23 protein-coding genes and 1 tRNA gene are annotated in these 16,176 nt (G+C 59.1%); 12 read left to right on the plus strand and 12 right to left on the minus strand.

From position 1 onward, the window contains the following. The first annotated feature begins 82 nt into the window (after positions 1 to 82). Both BLV18_RS07500 and BLV18_RS07505 read left to right on the plus strand, forming a co-directional pair. On the plus strand, positions 83 to 388 hold the full coding sequence (locus BLV18_RS07500; RefSeq protein ID WP_090362097.1) for a hypothetical protein: 306 nt from the start codon (positions 83 to 85) through the stop codon (positions 386 to 388). A gap of 149 nt (positions 389 to 537) precedes the next feature. Further along, entirely contained in the window at positions 538 to 855 is a 318-nt protein-coding gene (locus BLV18_RS07505) for an I78 family peptidase inhibitor (RefSeq protein WP_090357409.1), read from the plus strand. Between the two features lie 64 nt (positions 856 to 919). On the opposite strand, the gene BLV18_RS07510 is transcribed toward BLV18_RS07505, so the two are convergent. Together BLV18_RS07510 and BLV18_RS07515 are read right to left on the minus strand one after the other, a co-directional pair. Next, entirely contained in the window at positions 920 to 1,132 is a 213-nt protein-coding gene (locus BLV18_RS07510; protein ID WP_032631434.1) for a cold-shock protein, read from the minus strand. 291 nt (positions 1,133 to 1,423) lie between these two features. Beyond that, complete coding sequence (locus BLV18_RS07515; protein WP_049859165.1) at positions 1,424 to 1,726, minus strand: hypothetical protein; 303 nt, start codon at positions 1,724 to 1,726, stop codon at positions 1,424 to 1,426. Positions 1,727 to 2,069: 343 nt separating this feature from the next. Between BLV18_RS07515 and thrS the strand changes: the two genes are divergently transcribed. The 9 genes from thrS (at position 2,070) to BLV18_RS07560 (ending at position 9,523) form a co-directional block, all read left to right on the plus strand. Further along, entirely contained in the window at positions 2,070 to 3,992 is a 1,923-nt protein-coding gene (thrS, locus tag BLV18_RS07520; protein WP_049859166.1) for a threonine--tRNA ligase, read from the plus strand. Then, a complete protein-coding gene (gene infC / locus BLV18_RS07525) occupies positions 3,992 to 4,543 on the plus strand; it encodes a translation initiation factor IF-3 (protein WP_177327948.1) in 552 nt (183 codons plus the stop codon). The genes thrS and infC overlap by 1 nt, the downstream gene beginning before the upstream one ends. A 60-nt stretch (positions 4,544 to 4,603) precedes the next feature. Beyond that, on the plus strand, positions 4,604 to 4,798 hold the full coding sequence (gene rpmI, locus BLV18_RS07530) for a 50S ribosomal protein L35 (RefSeq protein WP_002553160.1): 195 nt from the start codon (positions 4,604 to 4,606) through the stop codon (positions 4,796 to 4,798). Positions 4,799 to 4,825: 27 nt separating this feature from the next. Beyond that, positions 4,826 to 5,182: a 50S ribosomal protein L20 gene (gene rplT / locus BLV18_RS07535; protein ID WP_043188388.1), complete on the plus strand. Its 357-nt coding sequence runs from the start codon at positions 4,826 to 4,828 to the stop codon at positions 5,180 to 5,182. A gap of 109 nt (positions 5,183 to 5,291) precedes the next feature. Then, the gene (gene pheS / locus BLV18_RS07540; protein ID WP_049859168.1) at positions 5,292 to 6,308 is read left to right on the plus strand and encodes a phenylalanine--tRNA ligase subunit alpha; all 1,017 of its coding nucleotides are present in this window, start codon (positions 5,292 to 5,294) and stop codon (positions 6,306 to 6,308) included. A gap of 27 nt (positions 6,309 to 6,335) precedes the next feature. Then, entirely contained in the window at positions 6,336 to 8,714 is a 2,379-nt protein-coding gene (gene pheT, locus BLV18_RS07545) for a phenylalanine--tRNA ligase subunit beta (protein WP_090357412.1), read from the plus strand. Positions 8,715 to 8,717: 3 nt separating this feature from the next. Further along, complete coding sequence (ihfA, locus tag BLV18_RS07550) at positions 8,718 to 9,020, plus strand: integration host factor subunit alpha (protein ID WP_002553164.1); 303 nt, start codon at positions 8,718 to 8,720, stop codon at positions 9,018 to 9,020. Beyond that, on the plus strand, positions 9,001 to 9,357 hold the full coding sequence (locus BLV18_RS07555) for a MerR family transcriptional regulator (protein ID WP_043188397.1): 357 nt from the start codon (positions 9,001 to 9,003) through the stop codon (positions 9,355 to 9,357). The genes ihfA and BLV18_RS07555 overlap by 20 nt, the downstream gene beginning before the upstream one ends. Before the next feature lie 89 nt (positions 9,358 to 9,446). Next, positions 9,447 to 9,523 (plus strand) — tRNA-Pro (locus BLV18_RS07560). A 79-nt stretch (positions 9,524 to 9,602) separates the two neighbouring features. Here BLV18_RS07560 and BLV18_RS07565 read toward each other — a convergent pair. The 9 genes from BLV18_RS07565 to BLV18_RS07605 all read right to left on the minus strand — a co-directional run bounded on the left by BLV18_RS07565 (position 9,603) and on the right by BLV18_RS07605 (position 15,097). Beyond that, positions 9,603 to 10,766 (minus strand): tyrosine-type recombinase/integrase, encoded by a 1,164-nt coding sequence (locus BLV18_RS07565; RefSeq protein ID WP_244156933.1) that lies wholly within the window; start codon positions 10,764 to 10,766, stop codon positions 9,603 to 9,605. After that, a complete protein-coding gene (locus BLV18_RS22740) occupies positions 10,652 to 11,053 on the minus strand; it encodes a helix-turn-helix transcriptional regulator (protein ID WP_244156816.1) in 402 nt (133 codons plus the stop codon). Before BLV18_RS22740 ends, BLV18_RS07565 begins: the two co-directional genes overlap by 115 nt. 36 nt (positions 11,054 to 11,089) lie before the next feature. Then, complete coding sequence (locus BLV18_RS07575) at positions 11,090 to 11,830, minus strand: metallophosphoesterase (protein ID WP_090357416.1); 741 nt, start codon at positions 11,828 to 11,830, stop codon at positions 11,090 to 11,092. 54 nt (positions 11,831 to 11,884) lie between these two features. After that, entirely contained in the window at positions 11,885 to 12,115 is a 231-nt protein-coding gene (locus BLV18_RS07580) for a hypothetical protein (protein ID WP_090357418.1), read from the minus strand. Continuing rightward, a complete protein-coding gene (locus BLV18_RS07585; RefSeq protein ID WP_425272645.1) occupies positions 12,112 to 12,429 on the minus strand; it encodes a hypothetical protein in 318 nt (105 codons plus the stop codon). The genes BLV18_RS07580 and BLV18_RS07585 overlap by 4 nt, the downstream gene beginning before the upstream one ends. 446 nt (positions 12,430 to 12,875) lie before the next feature. Beyond that, positions 12,876 to 13,412, minus strand: coding sequence for a hypothetical protein (locus tag BLV18_RS07590; protein WP_090357420.1), 537 nt, complete (start codon positions 13,410 to 13,412; stop codon positions 12,876 to 12,878). 56 nt (positions 13,413 to 13,468) lie between these two features. Beyond that, positions 13,469 to 14,194 (minus strand): hypothetical protein, encoded by a 726-nt coding sequence (locus BLV18_RS07595; protein ID WP_090357422.1) that lies wholly within the window; start codon positions 14,192 to 14,194, stop codon positions 13,469 to 13,471. Continuing rightward, a complete protein-coding gene (locus tag BLV18_RS07600; RefSeq protein WP_090357424.1) occupies positions 14,191 to 14,436 on the minus strand; it encodes a hypothetical protein in 246 nt (81 codons plus the stop codon). Before BLV18_RS07600 ends, BLV18_RS07595 begins: the two co-directional genes overlap by 4 nt. 64 nt (positions 14,437 to 14,500) lie before the next feature. Then, positions 14,501 to 15,097 carry a hypothetical protein gene (locus tag BLV18_RS07605; RefSeq protein ID WP_090357426.1) on the minus strand — a complete coding sequence of 199 codons (597 nt, stop codon included), beginning with the start codon at positions 15,095 to 15,097 and terminating at the stop codon, positions 14,501 to 14,503. Positions 15,098 to 15,184: 87 nt separating this feature from the next. On the opposite strand from BLV18_RS07605, the gene BLV18_RS07610 reads away from it, so the two are divergent. Beyond that, complete coding sequence (locus BLV18_RS07610) at positions 15,185 to 15,403, plus strand: hypothetical protein (protein WP_090357428.1); 219 nt, start codon at positions 15,185 to 15,187, stop codon at positions 15,401 to 15,403. A 373-nt stretch (positions 15,404 to 15,776) separates the two neighbouring features. Here the strand turns inward: BLV18_RS07610 and BLV18_RS07620 are convergent, their stop codons facing one another. Beyond that, positions 15,777 to 16,133: a hypothetical protein gene (locus BLV18_RS07620; RefSeq protein WP_090357432.1), complete on the minus strand. Its 357-nt coding sequence runs from the start codon at positions 16,131 to 16,133 to the stop codon at positions 15,777 to 15,779. Positions 16,134 to 16,176: the final 43 nt, after the last annotated feature.

The raw sequence follows: 16,176 nt of genomic DNA on the forward strand, positions 1-16,176 counted from the left end.
TCGTCCACGCTTTACACCGGCCCTTGGGCAGATGGCCGGCCTCGTGCCAAACTTGGGGCCAATCTTCTGCATGGAGGCTCATGTGCACATCGATCTCAAGCAGCCTGACTCGCTGACTCCCGAGGCGGTCCGCGCACTCATTGCGTCGGGAAATCCAGCCGTCCATAACCAGCTACGCGTCACCCGCGACGGTATCGCTTTCCTTTCCACCCAAGCGATCGGTGGCATGGACGTGCAGGGACTGTGTTTTCGCCTCGAGACCTGGTCTGCCGGATCGGGCTACGTGGGTCCGGCTGCCGCCGAGGACGCCGAATGGATCCAGCAGATCCATACCGCGTTGCAGACTCACTGGCCTGTGCCCCGATCTGATTACATCGATCTGTACTGAATGCGATGTCACCACACATCCCGTGACGAATTCGCAGGCACTCGTTTACGGTGCCCTGGGGCAGACTGGCCCAGTGTGCAACCAATCCAGTTGCAGGCGGTCGCACAACCTTGACTATTCGAAAACCTACTGGAAAAAGAGGAGGCTGCATGCCTTTCCCGCGCAAGACCCTGTTGATCCTGATGGCCGCCCTGGCTGCCAGCGGCTGCTCTACCTCAGAAACGTCGACCCAGTCGTCTGCCGCCGCTGCACCGGCATTCGACGGACGCTGCAACGCCGATGGCGCACGCTACACCGTCGGCAAGCCAGCTTCCGCCGACCTGCTCGAAGAGGCCAGGGTCAAGGCAGGCGCCCAGGTTGCTCGGATACTGCGTCCCCATGACATGGTCACCCTGGAGTACCGTTCCGACCGTCTCAATCTGAACGCCGACGACAGCGGTCAGATCACTCGCGTCAACTGCGGCTGAACGCGACAAGAATCGCAGGCGAAAAAAAACCCGTCACATGGACGGGTTTTTTCAGCTGCCGAGATTACTCTGGGCGAACTTGAGCAGCTTGCATGCCCTTTTGGCCTTTCTCAGCCACGAACGAAACGGTCTGGCCTTCTTTCAGGCTTTTGAAACCGTCGGATTCGATAGCTTTGAAGTGTACGAACAGGTCGTCACCGCCACCTTGAGGAGTGATGAAGCCGAAGCCTTTCTCATCGTTGAACCATTTTACGGTGCCGGACTGGCGATTAGACATGGTGAATCTCCAAGAAACATAATATTCAGTAGTGCTGTGCTGCTCAGGCCAACTGGGCACACGGTCCCTATCATAGTCCAAAAGCTGGACTGTGAACCCCCTTTGATTGGGGCAGGAAGCCAAGGTTGTCGCCTTTTTGACCTGTCCGAAGCGGCTAAACCCCTTATTTTGTTAGGGTTTGCACCTGAAAATTCTTTTAAAAAAAACCGCATTCCGTCGCAAATAAATTGATCGTCTGCTGTTGTCAGGCCTGAAGAACCCCCGAAGTGCTCTTCAGGTGAGGTAACCACGTTACTGGTTTTTGCAAACCAGCACTTCCTTCATCAGCTTCTGGCGCAGCGCCATCGGTGGTTCGACCTGCTTGTTGGTCAACTGGTCGATCTCGGCTTGGGTGAACTTGTCCTCGATCACTTTTGCACCACAGCTGCAGTGTGCCTGTGCCTTGGCAGCATCAACGCCTTGCTGCACGGCTGCAGCCTGACATTGAGCGGTGTATTCGGCCTTGGCGTCGGCGGACAGCGCGGCAGCCTGGGCCGCGAATGGAAGCATCAGGGCCAGGCAGGCACTCAGGGGAAGAAGTCGTTTGAGACCCATAATGGATAGCTCCTTGTTTTCAGGCGGTTTGGACTCACCACATCTGAGGGGTGGAAAGGGCCGCAAGTTCAGCCACCCGTTGAGTTGCCACATCGCACGCATGACGCACCAATTCGACGCGCCTTGTGTGCTAGGATGTTCGGCCCTGTACTCGGCACTGCCCTGTTCGGCAGTGCGAAGCGCGGGATTCACCTTTTTCGATTGCTCCAGTCACTCTGGTTCGTATTCCGGTCGGCCGCAAGGCTCCTGCCAACGTAAGGCGGGCATACCGGGCGAATCGCGTACTGGCTCATCCCAACCCATGTGACCTTTGGTAGGGGTCACCACTAGGAGAGGAGGCGCCATGCCCACCATCACTCTTCCCGACGGCAGTCAGCGTTCGTTCGATCACCCGGTTTCCGTTGCCGAGGTCGCCGCATCCATCGGCGCCGGCCTGGCCAAGGCCACCGTGGCCGGCAAGGTCAACGGCCAACTGGTCGACGCCTGTGACCTGATCACCGCCGACGCCACCTTGCAGATCATCACGCCCAAGGACGAAGAGGGGCTGGAAATCATCCGTCACTCCTGCGCCCACCTGGTCGGTCATGCCGTCAAGCAGCTGTACCCAACCGCGCGGATGGTGATCGGCCCGGTCATCGAAGAAGGCTTCTATTACGACATCGCCTACGAGCGGCCCTTCACGCCGGACGACATGGCGGCGATCGAGCAGCGCATGCAGCAGTTGATCGACACCGAGTACGACGTGATCAAGAAAGTCACGCCGCGTGCCGAAGTCATCGACGTGTTCACCGCTCGCGGCGAAGACTACAAGCTGCGTCTGGTCGAAGATATGCCGGATGAACAGGCCATGGGCCTGTACTATCACGAAGAATACGTCGACATGTGCCGCGGTCCGCACGTGCCGAACACCCGTTTTCTCAAGTCCTTCAAGCTGACCAAACTGTCCGGTGCCTACTGGCGCGGCGATGCCAAGAACGAGCAGTTGCAGCGCGTGTATGGTACTGCCTGGGCAGACAAGAAGCAGCTGGCCGCCTACGTCAAGCGTATCGAGGAAGCCGAGAAGCGCGATCACCGCAAGATCGGCAAGCGCCTGGGGCTGTTCCATCTTCAGGAAGAAGCGCCGGGCATGGTCTTCTGGCACCCCAACGGCTGGACCGTCTACCAGGTGCTTGAACAGTACATGCGCAAGATCCAGCGCGAGAACGGCTACCTGGAAATCAAGACGCCGCAGGTGGTCGATCGCAGCCTGTGGGAGAAATCCGGGCACTGGGCCAACTACGCCGAGAACATGTTCACCACCGAGTCGGAAAATCGCGACTACGCCATCAAACCGATGAACTGCCCCTGCCACGTGCAGGTGTTCAACCAGGGCCTGAAAAGCTATCGCGAGCTGCCGCTGCGCCTGGCCGAGTTCGGCGCCTGCCACCGCAACGAGCCTTCCGGCGCGCTGCACGGCATCATGCGCGTGCGCGGCTTCGTTCAGGACGACGCGCACATCTTCTGTACCGAAGAGCAGATGCAATCCGAATCGGCAGCTTTCATCAAGCTGACCATGGACGTCTATGCCGATTTCGGCTTCAAGGATATCCAGCTCAAGCTGTCCACGCGTCCCGAGAAGCGAGTCGGCTCCGACGAGCTGTGGGATCGCGCCGAGTCGGCCTTGGCCGCAGCGCTCGATGCCGCTGGCCTGCCTTATGACCTGCAGCCGGGCGAGGGCGCCTTCTACGGTCCCAAGATCGAGTTTTCGCTGAAGGATTGTCTGGGTCGCGTCTGGCAATGCGGTACACTGCAGCTCGATTTCAACCTGCCGATCCGTCTGAGTGCCGAATACGTCACCGAAGACAACGGACGCAAGCATCCCGTGATGCTGCACCGCGCGATCCTGGGTTCGTTCGAGCGATTCGTCGGTATCCTGATCGAGCACTACGAGGGCGCATTCCCGGCTTGGCTGGCTCCCGTGCAGGCTGTGGTGATGAATATCACTGATAAACAAGCGGATTTCGTGCAGCTCGTCGAAAAAAATCTGACGGAAAGCGGGTTTCGTGCCAAGTCCGACTTGAGAAATGAAAAGATCGGCTTTAAAATCCGTGAGCATACTTTGCTCAAGGTTCCTTATCTCCTGGTCATCGGGGACAAGGAAGTTGAAACGCAAACTGTCGCTGTGCGTACCCGTGAAGGTGCTGACCTGGGCTCCATGCCCATCGCCCAATTCACCGAGTACCTGGCACAAGCGGTATCCCGGCGTGGTCGCCCAGATTCGGAGTAATTATTATTAAGCGTGAAATGAGACAAGATAAACGAGCTGCACCGAAAGCCCCGATCAACGAGAATATCTCGGCACGCGAGGTTCGGTTAATTGGCGCTGACGGCGAGCAGATTGGCATCGTCTCTATCGATGAAGCGCTTCGTATCGCTGAAGAAGCGAAGCTGGACCTGGTGGAAATCTCCGCCGATGCCATCCCGCCCGTATGCCGGGTGATGGACTACGGCAAATCGATCTTCGAGAAGAAGAAACAGGTTGCCGCGGCGAAGAAGAACCAGAAACAGGTTCAGGTAAAAGAAATCAAGTTTCGTCCAGGGACGGAAGAAGGGGATTACCAGGTAAAACTCCGCAACCTGGTACGTTTCCTGAGTGATGGGGACAGGGCCAAGGTATCCTTGCGATTCCGCGGCCGTGAGATGGCGCATCAGGAGCTGGGCATGGAGCTGTTGAAGCGGGTCGAAGGCGACCTGCTTGAATACGGCTCCGTTGAACAGCATCCGAAGATGGAAGGACGCCAGCTGATCATGGTCATCGCCCCCAAGAAAAAGAAGTAACCACCAGGGCACGGCAGGCCTTGCGGTTATGTTTATCAATTGAATGTGGAGTACCCGAACATGCCAAAGATGAAAACCAAGAGTGGTGCAGCGAAGCGGTTTTTGAAAACCGCCAACGGCATCAAGCACAAGCACGCTTTCAAGAGCCACATCCTGACCAAAATGTCGACCAAGCGTAAGCGTCAATTGCGCGGTAGCAGCTTGCTGCACCCGTCTGACGTGGCAAAAGTCGAGCGCATGCTGCGCCTTCGTTAATTTCGGTCAAAGATAGAGGACTAACTCATGGCTCGTGTTAAGCGTGGCGTCATTGCCCGTAAGCGTCACAAGAAAATTCTGAAACTGGCTAAAGGCTACTACGGCGCTCGTTCGCGCGTATTCCGTGTTGCCAAGCAAGCGGTCATCAAGGCAGGCCAATACGCCTACCGCGACCGTCGTCAGAAAAAACGTCAGTTCCGCGCCCTGTGGATCGCTCGTATCAATGCTGGTGCTCGTGTCAACGGTCTGTCCTACAGCCGTTTCATCGCCGGCCTGAAAAAAGCGTCCATCGAGATCGACCGCAAGGTTCTGGCTGATCTGGCAGTGAACGAAAAAGCGGCGTTTGCTGCGATTGTCGAGAAAGCTAAAGCCTCGCTGGCCTAAGTACCCCGACAATCACCTTGGCCCGCCGTCGGCGGGTTGGGGTGTTAAACGTCATGAATAGGGGAAGAGCCTTCAAGCTCTTCCCCTATTTCGTATCTGGAGTCTGTACATGGAAAACCTGGATGCGCTGGTCTCTCAAGCTTTGGAGGCCGTGCAACACGCTGAAGACATCAATGCCCTGGAGCAGATCCGGGTTCAATTCCTTGGCAAGAAAGGCGAACTGACTCAGGTGATGAAGACCCTGGGCAACCTGCCTGCCGATGAGCGTCCTAAAGTGGGTGCGCTGATCAACGAAGCCAAGGAGCGTGTCACAGATGTCCTCAATGCGCGCAAGACGGCTTTCGAAGAAGCCGAGCTGAGCGCCAAGCTCGCTGCCGAGCAGATCGACGTCACCCTGCCTGGTCGTGGCCAGACAACTGGCGGCCTGCATCCGGTCACCCGGACGCTGGAGCGTATCGAGCAGTTTTTCACCCATATCGGCTACGGCATCGCCGAAGGTCCCGAGGTGGAAGACGACTATCACAACTTCGAAGCGCTCAACATCCCAGGTCATCACCCGGCCCGTGCGATGCATGACACCTTCTATTTCAATGCCAACATGTTGCTGCGCACCCACACCTCTCCGGTGCAGGCGCGGACCATGGAGTCGCAACAGCCGCCGATTCGGGTCGTCTGCCCGGGCCGGGTCTATCGTTGCGACTCGGATATCACCCACTCGCCGATGTTCCATCAGGTCGAGGGGTTGCTGATCGACCGCGACATCAACTTCGCGGACTTGAAAGGCACCATCGAGGAATTCCTGCGGGTGTTCTTCGAAAAAGAGCTGGCGGTTCGTTTCCGTCCCTCGTTCTTCCCCTTCACCGAACCTTCGGCTGAAGTCGATATTCAATGCGTGATGTGCAGTGGCAAGGGCTGCCGGGTCTGCAAGCAGACCGGCTGGTTGGAAGTGCTGGGCTGCGGCATGGTGCACCCCAACGTGCTGCGCATGTCGGGTATCGACCCCGAAGAGTTCCAGGGTTTTGCTTTCGGCATGGGTGCGGAGCGTCTCGCCATGCTGCGTTACGGCGTCAATGATTTGCGCCTGTTCTTCGACAACGACTTGCGGTTCCTCGCGCAATTTCGCTAGCCGTAACGAATCTTTCAGGAGAGCAGGATGAAATTCAGTGAACAATGGCTGCGTGGCTGGGTAAGCCCGCAGGCTTCGCGAGACGAGCTGGTTGCGCGTCTGTCGATGGCAGGTCTGGAAGTGGACAGCGTAACCCTGGCCGCAGGCGAGTTCAGCGGTGTGGTGGTAGGCGAGGTGCTGGCCACCGAGCAGCACCCGGACGCCGACAAGCTGCGCGTGTGCCAGGTCAGCGATGGCAATGAAACATTTCAGGTGGTCTGTGGTGCGCCGAACGTGCGCCCCGGCCTGAAGATTCCATTCGCCAAGATCGGTGCGCAATTGCCCGGTGACTTCAAGATCAAGAAAGCCAAACTGCGCGGCGTCGAGTCCAACGGCATGCTGTGCTCGCAGTCCGAGCTGCAGGTTGGCGAGGGTAATGACGGCTTGATGGAGCTGCCAGCCGATGCGCCGACTGGCGAGGATTTTCGGGTGTACCTGGGGCTGGACGATGCCAGTATCGAGGTCGACCTGACCCCCAACCGGGGTGACTGTCTGTCGCTGGCAGGTCTGGCCCGTGAAGTGGGTGCGCTGTATGCCGCGCCGGTTACTCGCCCGGTCATCGCCGCCGTTGCTCCGGTCAACGACGACGTGCGTCCGGTGGAGGTGCTTGCGCCGGCAGCTTGCCCGCGTTTTCTCGGCCGTGTAGTGCGCAATGTGGATCTGTCCAAGGCCACTCCGCTGTGGATGGTCGAGCGCCTGCGTCGCAGCGAAGTGCGCAGCATCGATGCCGCGGTGGACATCACCAACTACGTGATGATCGAGCTGGGCCAGCCGATGCATGCGTACGACCTGGCCGAAATTGACGGCGGCATCCGAGTACGCATGGCCGAGGAGGGCGAGAAGATCACCCTGCTCGACGGTCAGGAAGTCGCCCTGCGCAGCGATACCCTGGTCATTGCCGACCACGCGCGCTTGCTGGGCATCGCTGGCGTCATGGGCGGCGAGAACAGCGGCGTGACCGCCAAGACCCGCGATGTGTTTCTCGAGGCCGCGTTCTTCGAACCGATCTCGGTGGCAGGCAAGGCGCGTTCGTATGGGCTGCACACCGACGCTTCCCATCGATTCGAACGCGGTGTCGATTCGAACCTCGCCCGTGAAGCGATGGAGCGCGCGACCGCGTTGCTGCTGGACATCGCCGGCGGCGAACCGGGCCCGATCATCGAAAGCGTCAGCCCGGAACACCTGCCACAGATCGCCCCGATCACCTTGCGTGCCGAGCGGGTCAGCCAGATGCTGGGGCTGGAGCTGGGCAGCAGCGAGATCGAAGCGCTGCTGACCGGTTTGGGTCTGGGCGTCAAGGCCAGTGGGGAAGGGCAGTGGTCGGTGGAAGTGCCGAGTCATCGCTTCGACATCAGCCTGGAAGTCGATCTGATCGAGGAGCTGGCGAGGCTCTACGGTTACAACCGTCTGCCGGTACGCTACCCACAGGCGCGTCTGGCGCCGCAGGCCAACCCGGAAGCTCGTTCCGACCTGCCAGCCCTGCGTCGCCTGCTGGTCGCCCGTGGCTATCAGGAAGCGATCACCTACAGCTTCATCGATCCCAAGCTGTTCGAGCTGTTCAGCCCAGGCGTGGAGCCGCTGTTGCTGGCCAACCCGATCTCGACCGACATGGCAGCGATGCGCTCGTCCTTGTGGCCAGGTCTGGTCAAGGCCCTGCAGCACAACCTCAATCGCCAGCAGGACCGTGTGCGCCTGTTCGAAAGCGGCCTGCGCTTCGTTGGCCAACTGCAGGGTTTGAAGCAGGAGCCCATGCTGGCTGGCGTCGTCTGCGGCAGTCGCCTGCCCGAAGGCTGGGCCCAGGGTCGCGAAACCGTGGACTTTTTCGACGTCAAGGCTGATGTGGAAGCCGTGCTGGGCTTCGCCGGTGCGCTGGACGCCTTCACCTTCGTTCCGGGTCAGCATCCGGCGCTGCATCCAGGCCAGACCGCCCGTATCGAGCGCGATGGTCAGGAAGTAGGCTACCTGGGTGCCTTGCATCCGGAGCTGGTGAAGTCGTTGGGTCTGGACCGCGCCGTCTTCGTGTTCGAGCTGGTGCTAGCCGAAGTTTCCGAAGGTCGTCTGCCGAAATTCCAGGAGCTGTCGCGTTTCCCCGAAGTGCGTCGTGACCTGGCATTGCTGGCCGATCGTGATGTGGCTGCCAGTGCAGTAATGGAGGTCATTCGCGAGAACGCCGGGGAATGGCTCACCGACCTCAGGCTGTTTGACGTCTACCAGGGTAAAGGCATTGATCCTCATAGAAAAAGCCTTGCTGTTGGCTTGACCTGGCAGCATCCATCGCGCACTCTTAATGACGATGAGGTGAATACCACGACACAAGCCATCCTCACCTCGCTCGAACAAAGGTTGAACGCCACGTTAAGGAAGTAGCGCATGGGGGCTTTGACGAAAGCTGAAATGGCGGAACGTCTTTATGAAGAGTTGGGCCTGAACAAGCGGGAGGCCAAGGAATTGGTCGAGCTGTTCTTCGAAGAAATCAGGCACGCTCTTGAAGACAACGAGCAGGTCAAATTGTCGGGTTTCGGCAATTTCGACCTTCGGGACAAACGCCAGCGGCCTGGCCGCAATCCGAAAACCGGTGAAGAAATCCCGATCACGGCTCGCCGCGTGGTCACCTTTCGTCCAGGGCAGAAACTGAAAGCCCGAGTTGAGGCCTATGCTGGAACCAAGTCATAACGACGAACTTCCGCCCATTCCCGGCAAGCGCTACTTCACCATCGGTGAAGTCAGCGACTTGTGTGCCGTCAAGCCTCACGTGCTGCGGTACTGGGAGCAGGAATTTCCTCAGCTCAACCCCGTGAAGCGTCGCGGAAACCGTCGGTATTACCAGCGCCAGGACGTGCTGATGATCCGCCAGATCCGCGCGCTGCTGTATGACCAGGGTTTCACCATTGGCGGTGCGCGTCTGCGTCTGTCCGGTGACGAGGCCAAGGATGACACCACGCAGTACAAGCAATTGATTCGCCAGACCATCTCCGAGCTCGAAGATGTCTTGAGTGTCCTGAAGAAGTGAATTTTTGGAAAAAAATACTTCCATAATTCAAATGCTTAAGGTATATTTCTCGACGTTCTCAGAGGTTCTGGAACAGCTTTACGCTCGGTCGGGGCGTAGCGCAGCCCGGTAGCGCACTTGCATGGGGTGCAAGGGGTCGAGTGTTCGAATCACTCCGTCCCGACCATTTATTTCAATGACTTAGGCCATTTCCGCAAGGGGTGGCCTTTTTCATGTGCGTGACTTTTGCGTGACTTCTCGTTTTCTCATGCCTGCCTCCTGGTCAGAATGGTGAGCACCGGCCCGCGCGAGTCGGTTGCAGATACTTTGTTCGCGGCATCTATCAGCTGGCCCAACTCGGCGCCCGAGTAGTGACTGGTGATGCTGCCGTTCTTGTGGCCCAATAGAGCCTTGCGATCCTCTTCGGTTACGCCTGCGGCACGAAGCCGGCGGCCGAACGAATGCTTGAGGTCGTGGATCCTGATCGAGGCGTACCCAGGGTGAGCGGGGCGAAGGTTTTTCTCCTGCCAGAGTTTCGCCGCTCTCACCCGTGCCTTCTTCCATGCGGAGTCGTTCATCCGGTGCATGGCGCTATCGTTGTATGGGAACACCCATTCCCGGTTGATGCCGCGCTGCTGCTCCACAATCGACTTCGCCACGTTGTTCAGCACAACCAATCGCTCGTCCCCATTCTTCACTCCCGACCGTGCGTGCCGGCCGCCGAAGTCTGCGGGTATCAGAAACACGCTCGTGCCAAGTTCCGGCACGCTTATCTCCCAATCCCACCTCAACTTGCAGACCTCTTGCTCTCGACAGCCAGTGTTCACCTTGAACAGGGCCATCTTGTGCAAGTGGTCGGGCAACTCTCCGAACAGAATCGATTGCTCGTCCCATGACATGGGGTAGGGCTTTCGACTCGACCGCTTCTCCTCGAGCTTCGCGATCATCGGCACGCTGTCCAGCCATGGCCGCCGCTCGTCATCTCGCCACTTCCTGGCACACATCGAAAGAACCCGAATCGCCCGCTCAAGCGCTATGTTGATGGTGCGATTGCTGACCCCCTTCTTCACCTTGCCGTCCGGCTCAACATGGCCGGTCTTGCGGTCCTTGATGAATTGCTCAAGGGCCTGGTCGTCAATGTGCGTCAGCGGCATGGCGCCGATGTATGGGTCTAGCTGCTCCAGGCATAGCGCCGTCAGATGAATCGACGGCTGATCCTTGTGCTCAAGCAGGTATCGCGTAGCGGCATCGCGGAAAGTGCGCACCTGGCGCACCCCGTATACCTTCTGCTGCCGGATCTGCTCCAGCCGGTGGATCAGGTAGCGCTCGGCTTCCGCCCGGTCACCAGTGCCAGTGCTCTCGTAAAGTCGTTCTCCGTTGATTTTCTTGTCGATATGCCAGAGGCCTTTCCTTTGGGAGAGGCCGGTGATCGTTTTTCGCGCCATTGTGTTTCTCCAACTTGGCGCTCGCTGCGGGGCGATTGTTGCCCTGAAGCGCCGGTTTTATCAATCGCCTTTGCCTCGACGTATGCGGTTGCCCACGCGTCCAGGTCGAGCCGGTCAAAGCCGACTCCCCGCTCACCGATCGGGAATTCCCGGACATGAGGTCGAACTGTCTTATCGAATTCGGCCCGGCACATGCCCAGATAGCTGGCAGCATCGCGGGCACGGATGAAGCGCGGCGGGAAAGATGCCTGCGCTGCTGTAGCGTTTGCCATGGGTGTGCTCCGTGCCGCGCTTGGCGGCAGAAGGGGTTAATCCCAGTCCTGGCTGAGTGCCGGGCGGGTAGCGGGAATGGTTTCGAGGGTGTGCAGGTTCAGCAGGGTGAAGTAGCCGCGATCTGGCATCCAGCCGGCGGTGTCGATGTGGTAGACGTTGCCCAATACCGCCGGCCGCTTCATCGGCGTGTGGCCTACCACTACCGCGCGTATGTCCGCGACGGTGGCGGTGTCGTAATTCTCGACCCGGCTGCGCGACCACATGCACGTGTTCTGAACCAGCTTCAGTCGTTTGTTGCTCTCCGGTGCCTCCAGCTCCTTTCGCATCTCGGCCCACGTATCAAAAACGCAGTCGGCATGCACGATGCCGATCAGTCCACCGGCCGTCTCGACCTCAATGGCGACCGGAAGCTCGCGGAACTGGACGGCAAACTCCCGCTGCTCATCCCAGGCCAAGCCGGCAAACCAGGCGCCGCCGTTGTAGACCCAGTTGTCCACGTCGCAGGTATCAAAGCGGCACACGTAGTCGTCGTGGTTGCCACGCACCGGGTGAAACCATGGTTTGGCCAACCACTGAAGTACGTCGCGGCACTCGGGGCCGCGGTCAATCAGGTCGCCGACACTGAAGAGACGGTCCACAGCGGGATCAAAGCCGGCCGCATCCAGGGCAGATTGCAGTCGCGTGAAGTGGCCGTGAATATCACCCACGGTGAAATCACGGCCAGCAGAGTTCGCGGCGAAGCGCTTCACGCGCACCACCTCAATGTTTTCGAGCATGCGTAATCCTCGCCCGCCGGTCACCGGCAGGCTGCATAGATGGGAGGGAAGGGGTTAGCGTTGTTCGAGAGTGGTGCTCACGGCTTCGACGATGATCGGGCCGATGATTTTTGTGGTCGCTATGTGGTCTTTGAAGACCTTGTTCAGGCGACCAATCGCGGCCTCGCGTGCCTGGTCGTGGACTTGACCGGTTGTACAGTCCGGCCCCCAGCTTCCGAGACTCGATAGCTCCAGGGTGACCGTCACCTTTGCGCCGGTGCTCGTTCTCGCGCGTTGTTTGCTCATGGCGTCACCACTCGGCGAGCCCACCAGCAGACCGGGCCGTCATCGGTATCGTGGATGGCCAGGCAGAACCAGTGATCCCCATCAGGTCGATCTGGCTCCCAGTAGCTGCAGTCCGGGTCGCCTGCTTCGAAGTAGCGCTCGGATATCGCTTCGTCGCTGTGGTATTCCAGGCTGACCATTTTCACCTGCAGGTCCTGCTCAGCGATCCAGGCTTTGCAGCGCTCACCATCCCCCTCATCGAAGTCGGGCAAGTCTGGGTGCTGGAAAAAGCCGTTCTCATCGCGCCTGACTGGCCAGTGCTTGATGAGCGGCAGCCGGTCAACTCGCTCAATCTCTGCAAGGAGGAGTGCTGCGGCTTTCACCAGATCTCTCCGGCGGTCATCGCTGAGCTTGAACGTTCCGATGCCCCATGGCCAAAGAGTTGTCTGGCTCTTAGGTTGCCCAGCGCAGGTGGCGTAGGCAGCGGCGGCATCGGCCATCTCGCTCTTGATATATCCATCATCGCGATAGAGCGAGTAGTCCTCGCTGGACACTTGTCGCTGCCGCTCCGCGATGACGTCGCGTACGGCGCGATTGAGCTTCAGTGCATTTTCTTCAGGCATGACTTCGTCCTCACCGCTACAGCGGCTGACTTTGAATTGAAGGGGAAGGGGTTACTTGGCGATGACGTCGGCGCTTGCGATGTAGCGGCCCAGGGGGCTGGCGATGATGCAGCCGAAGGCGAACCACATGGCCAGGACGATTAGGGCGGTGAGGACGGTCACGATTGCTGCTCCTGGTCCGCGGGGCCGGCGCTGGACATTGCCTTGTCGATAGCCTGGTCACAGGTGTCTGGGGATGATCCTCCGAGCGCCCAGCATCGAGTCTGGTACACATCGTCCGATCTCACTGCGATCCAGAAGGGTTCGCTTCCATCCAGCGGTCGATCACGAAGCCAGCGATAGCGCGCGGCATCCTTCTCCGTTTCGGCCAGGCGTTCCTGAAGCACATGCAGTTCATTGTGCAGCTGCGTGAATGCCAGCTCGACGCAGGTCGAGACATGGCCCTCTCCTACGTGTTCTGCCCACTCGCGCTCCCGAACCATTTCCGCCATGCTTGCGCACCGCTCAAGCTCCTTTTGCAAATCAACGTCGGAACGAAGTGCGTCATCAACCCGGGCGACGATCGCGTCGAAGTCGATCTTTTCGTTCAGCTTCATAGCCAGCGCGTGGCACTGGTTGGATGTCAGAACCGGACAGCCGGGGATCTCCATATGGGCGCGAACAACGTCGGCCATTTCAAGTTTCAGCTTGTGCATTTCCCTTCCTCGCTTGTGCATACCGCTGCTGGCGCTTCTTGGAGCAGTAGCGGTGGTTAGAGATGCATCTCGACCTGGGATTCGCGCTGCCAGATCGGTGAGCTGTTGTGGGCTTCAATGCGGTCCGCGATCACGCAGGCGCGCTGGCCGGCAGTGGGTGGGGCGTACATACCAAAGCGGCTGATACTGCCGCCGTTCACTGCGGCATTTGTGGAGTCAGCTGAAGCGAAGGGCAGGTGCTGGAAGATGGCCGGGTCGAGCATGCGCAGCCCGTGCAGGCGGCAGGCCGGCCGTCCTTGGTCGTCGCAGATGGCGTCCATGGCCGCGGCCATTCGCTTCCACCACGCTGCTGTGCCGGGCGAGCGCCATTGCCCTGAACTGCCGAAGGCCACCATCGGCCACTCGCTGGCGAGCCGTTGCAAGCGCTCGAGCGATTCATGCAGATGCCATACTGGCACGCCGCGCAGCGCCCTTGGCCACGCTGCGAGCAACGCATCGTTCGCCGCTTCATCCCCATCGATCACATCGGGGATCAAAGCCCAGTCGAAGCCTGGGTGCCGATGCCAGTCCTCAACCCAGCGGGTATAGCCGTCCACGTCGAGCGTCCCGCCCTTGTTCCAGATGCTGAAGGCACCGTTGTCGAAAACGAACGATTGGCAAACCTCAGCGACTATGCCCACGTCGTCCTGGCGTGGGAAGGGCACCAGTGCGTGACGACCAGCAAGGAACCTGGCCCCATCCTGCCGCGTGCCCCCGACCGGGGTACCGTGGTAGTGGATCATCCGCCCAGCCTCACCGTTTCGATCTCGACGCCTTGGTGCACAGCCTTGATGGTTTGGTCACCACCCAGGCGCTCTGCCAGGTCATCGGCGATGCGCTCGTGATAGCCGGATTTGATCAGCGCCGTAGCGGTCCGGATGTGCTCGACCATCACCACGGCCAAAGAGCGAATTTCCAGGCTGTAGATGATCGTGTCTCCGTCCGACGGGCAGGTGGCCGCGAACGTATGCCGATAGATATTCATGGATACTCCAGACAGCCGCCCGCCTGCCGAGGCGTTCAGCGTGATAGGTGAATGAGGGAGAGGGTTAGGCGGCTGCGGCGTTGTCGGCGGGGGACTTCGGTGTGTAGGTCAGCGTGCCGTCGAGGATTGCAGCTTTGATGGCCTCGTATTCCCAGCAATAAATCTGCGCTTCGACATAGATCCTGAGCGGAGGATAGTCGTGGCCTTTGCGATCAATGAATGCCTGAGCTGCTTCGTGAGTGAAATGGCTGTTCACGATCTCCCAACGCCTGGCATATCCAAGAACGCTGACATCCTCAACCGATTCCATGAGCTCCCACTGATCCGATTCGCACATTTCCAGTAGCGGGATATCGGCGAGGTACGCGTCGCTGAAATCGGCGCGCTCTTCTTCGTCCAAACAGTCCCAGTATTCTTGCGGACTGGCCCATTCGCAGTCCTCTTGGCAGATCACCTTGCCGTCGGCGTAGTCAGGATCGAGGCCGTAGGTCGTGCGATGCTGCTGAACGGTGAACAGGGCGGCAGCGGTGCAATGGTCATTCACGCGCGGCCCGTCGCAGTCAAACCGCAGACGAGCAACAAAGTCGGCCCAGGTGGCGGGGTCCAGCTTGGCGCCGGTGGCCAGGCTCGGGGCTGGCTTCATTTCGATATCGGTGCTCATGGCAATCTCCATTGCAGGCGCCACCCTCCGTATGCGGAAGGAGGCAAGACTGGTTAAAATGAGTGTTTTGGTCTGGATGGCACAGACATGGACACAAAGACGAATGAGGCAAAGCCCCTGAGCTACAAAGGGCATACAGTCAGAGCCTTCGCTCACTGGACGAGTGGATCTGGGGAGTCGCATCCGTTGCGCATCATCAATGTGGTTGTTGGTATGAAGACCAAGGTTATCTATGGGCCTTGGGAGTCCAATGAGGCTGCCATCGAGGCAGTGCTGAAAGCAGCCGGCGACATTCTCGACTCTTGACCTCTCGCCATATCCCGCCCTCCGATATCTCGGTGAGTGGCAAATAGGGGTGGGGTGGGCTATAGGTATTGACCGGCATGGGGCCGGATTACGGAGGGTACTTTGAACAGCAAAAGTGATAGCAGAAGGGTAGTGCGGGCTGGAATAACCGAGGTTGGCATTGAACTCGATTACGAAGGAGAAATACCAGTTTCAGCTCTCTTAGTAGCCGACGCCGGTAATAGCCAGGTTCTTGGCATAGTGAAGTCGGTTAGCGGTCCCTGGGCCGATGAAGATGAGGCTTTCGCCGACCTCGAACCCAAAGCAAAGGATTGGGCCCAGCAGCTCGACGGGGGTCGGTAGACGTTCATTTATTCAAGAACCAACTAGGTGTTTACTGAGTAGTGATATGAAGATGCATAGCCTTGGGTGAAACAATTTCATCCCCCGGATCCTGCTGAATCATTAGCAGGCTTTTACGCTCGAAAGCCAGCGCCACAGAATGCGAAGGTACGTATTTGTGGCGCGGAGGTAGCTGAAGCATTTCCAAGGCCCGTTCAGGCCCTATGCGGTGAAGATGATGAATCATCAGGGTCAGCGCCTCGCCCTGCTCCTCGATGCCCGCCCACTGCATCAGCTCGGCCAGTGCCTGCTTGGTGCCTTGCCGAACCTTCAGCCGCAGATCCTCTTCCTGCAGCCTGGCTGCTTTGTCGTGCCGGCGTTGGTCCCGCTCTTTCTGTGTCATACCCATCACAAGGCTCCGTCAGTCCGCTGGGCGGGATGTGAAATTGTTC

Origin of the sequence: Pseudomonas coleopterorum, assembly GCF_900105555.1 — a bacterium.
Classification (GTDB): domain Bacteria; phylum Pseudomonadota; class Gammaproteobacteria; order Pseudomonadales; family Pseudomonadaceae; genus Aquipseudomonas; species Aquipseudomonas coleopterorum.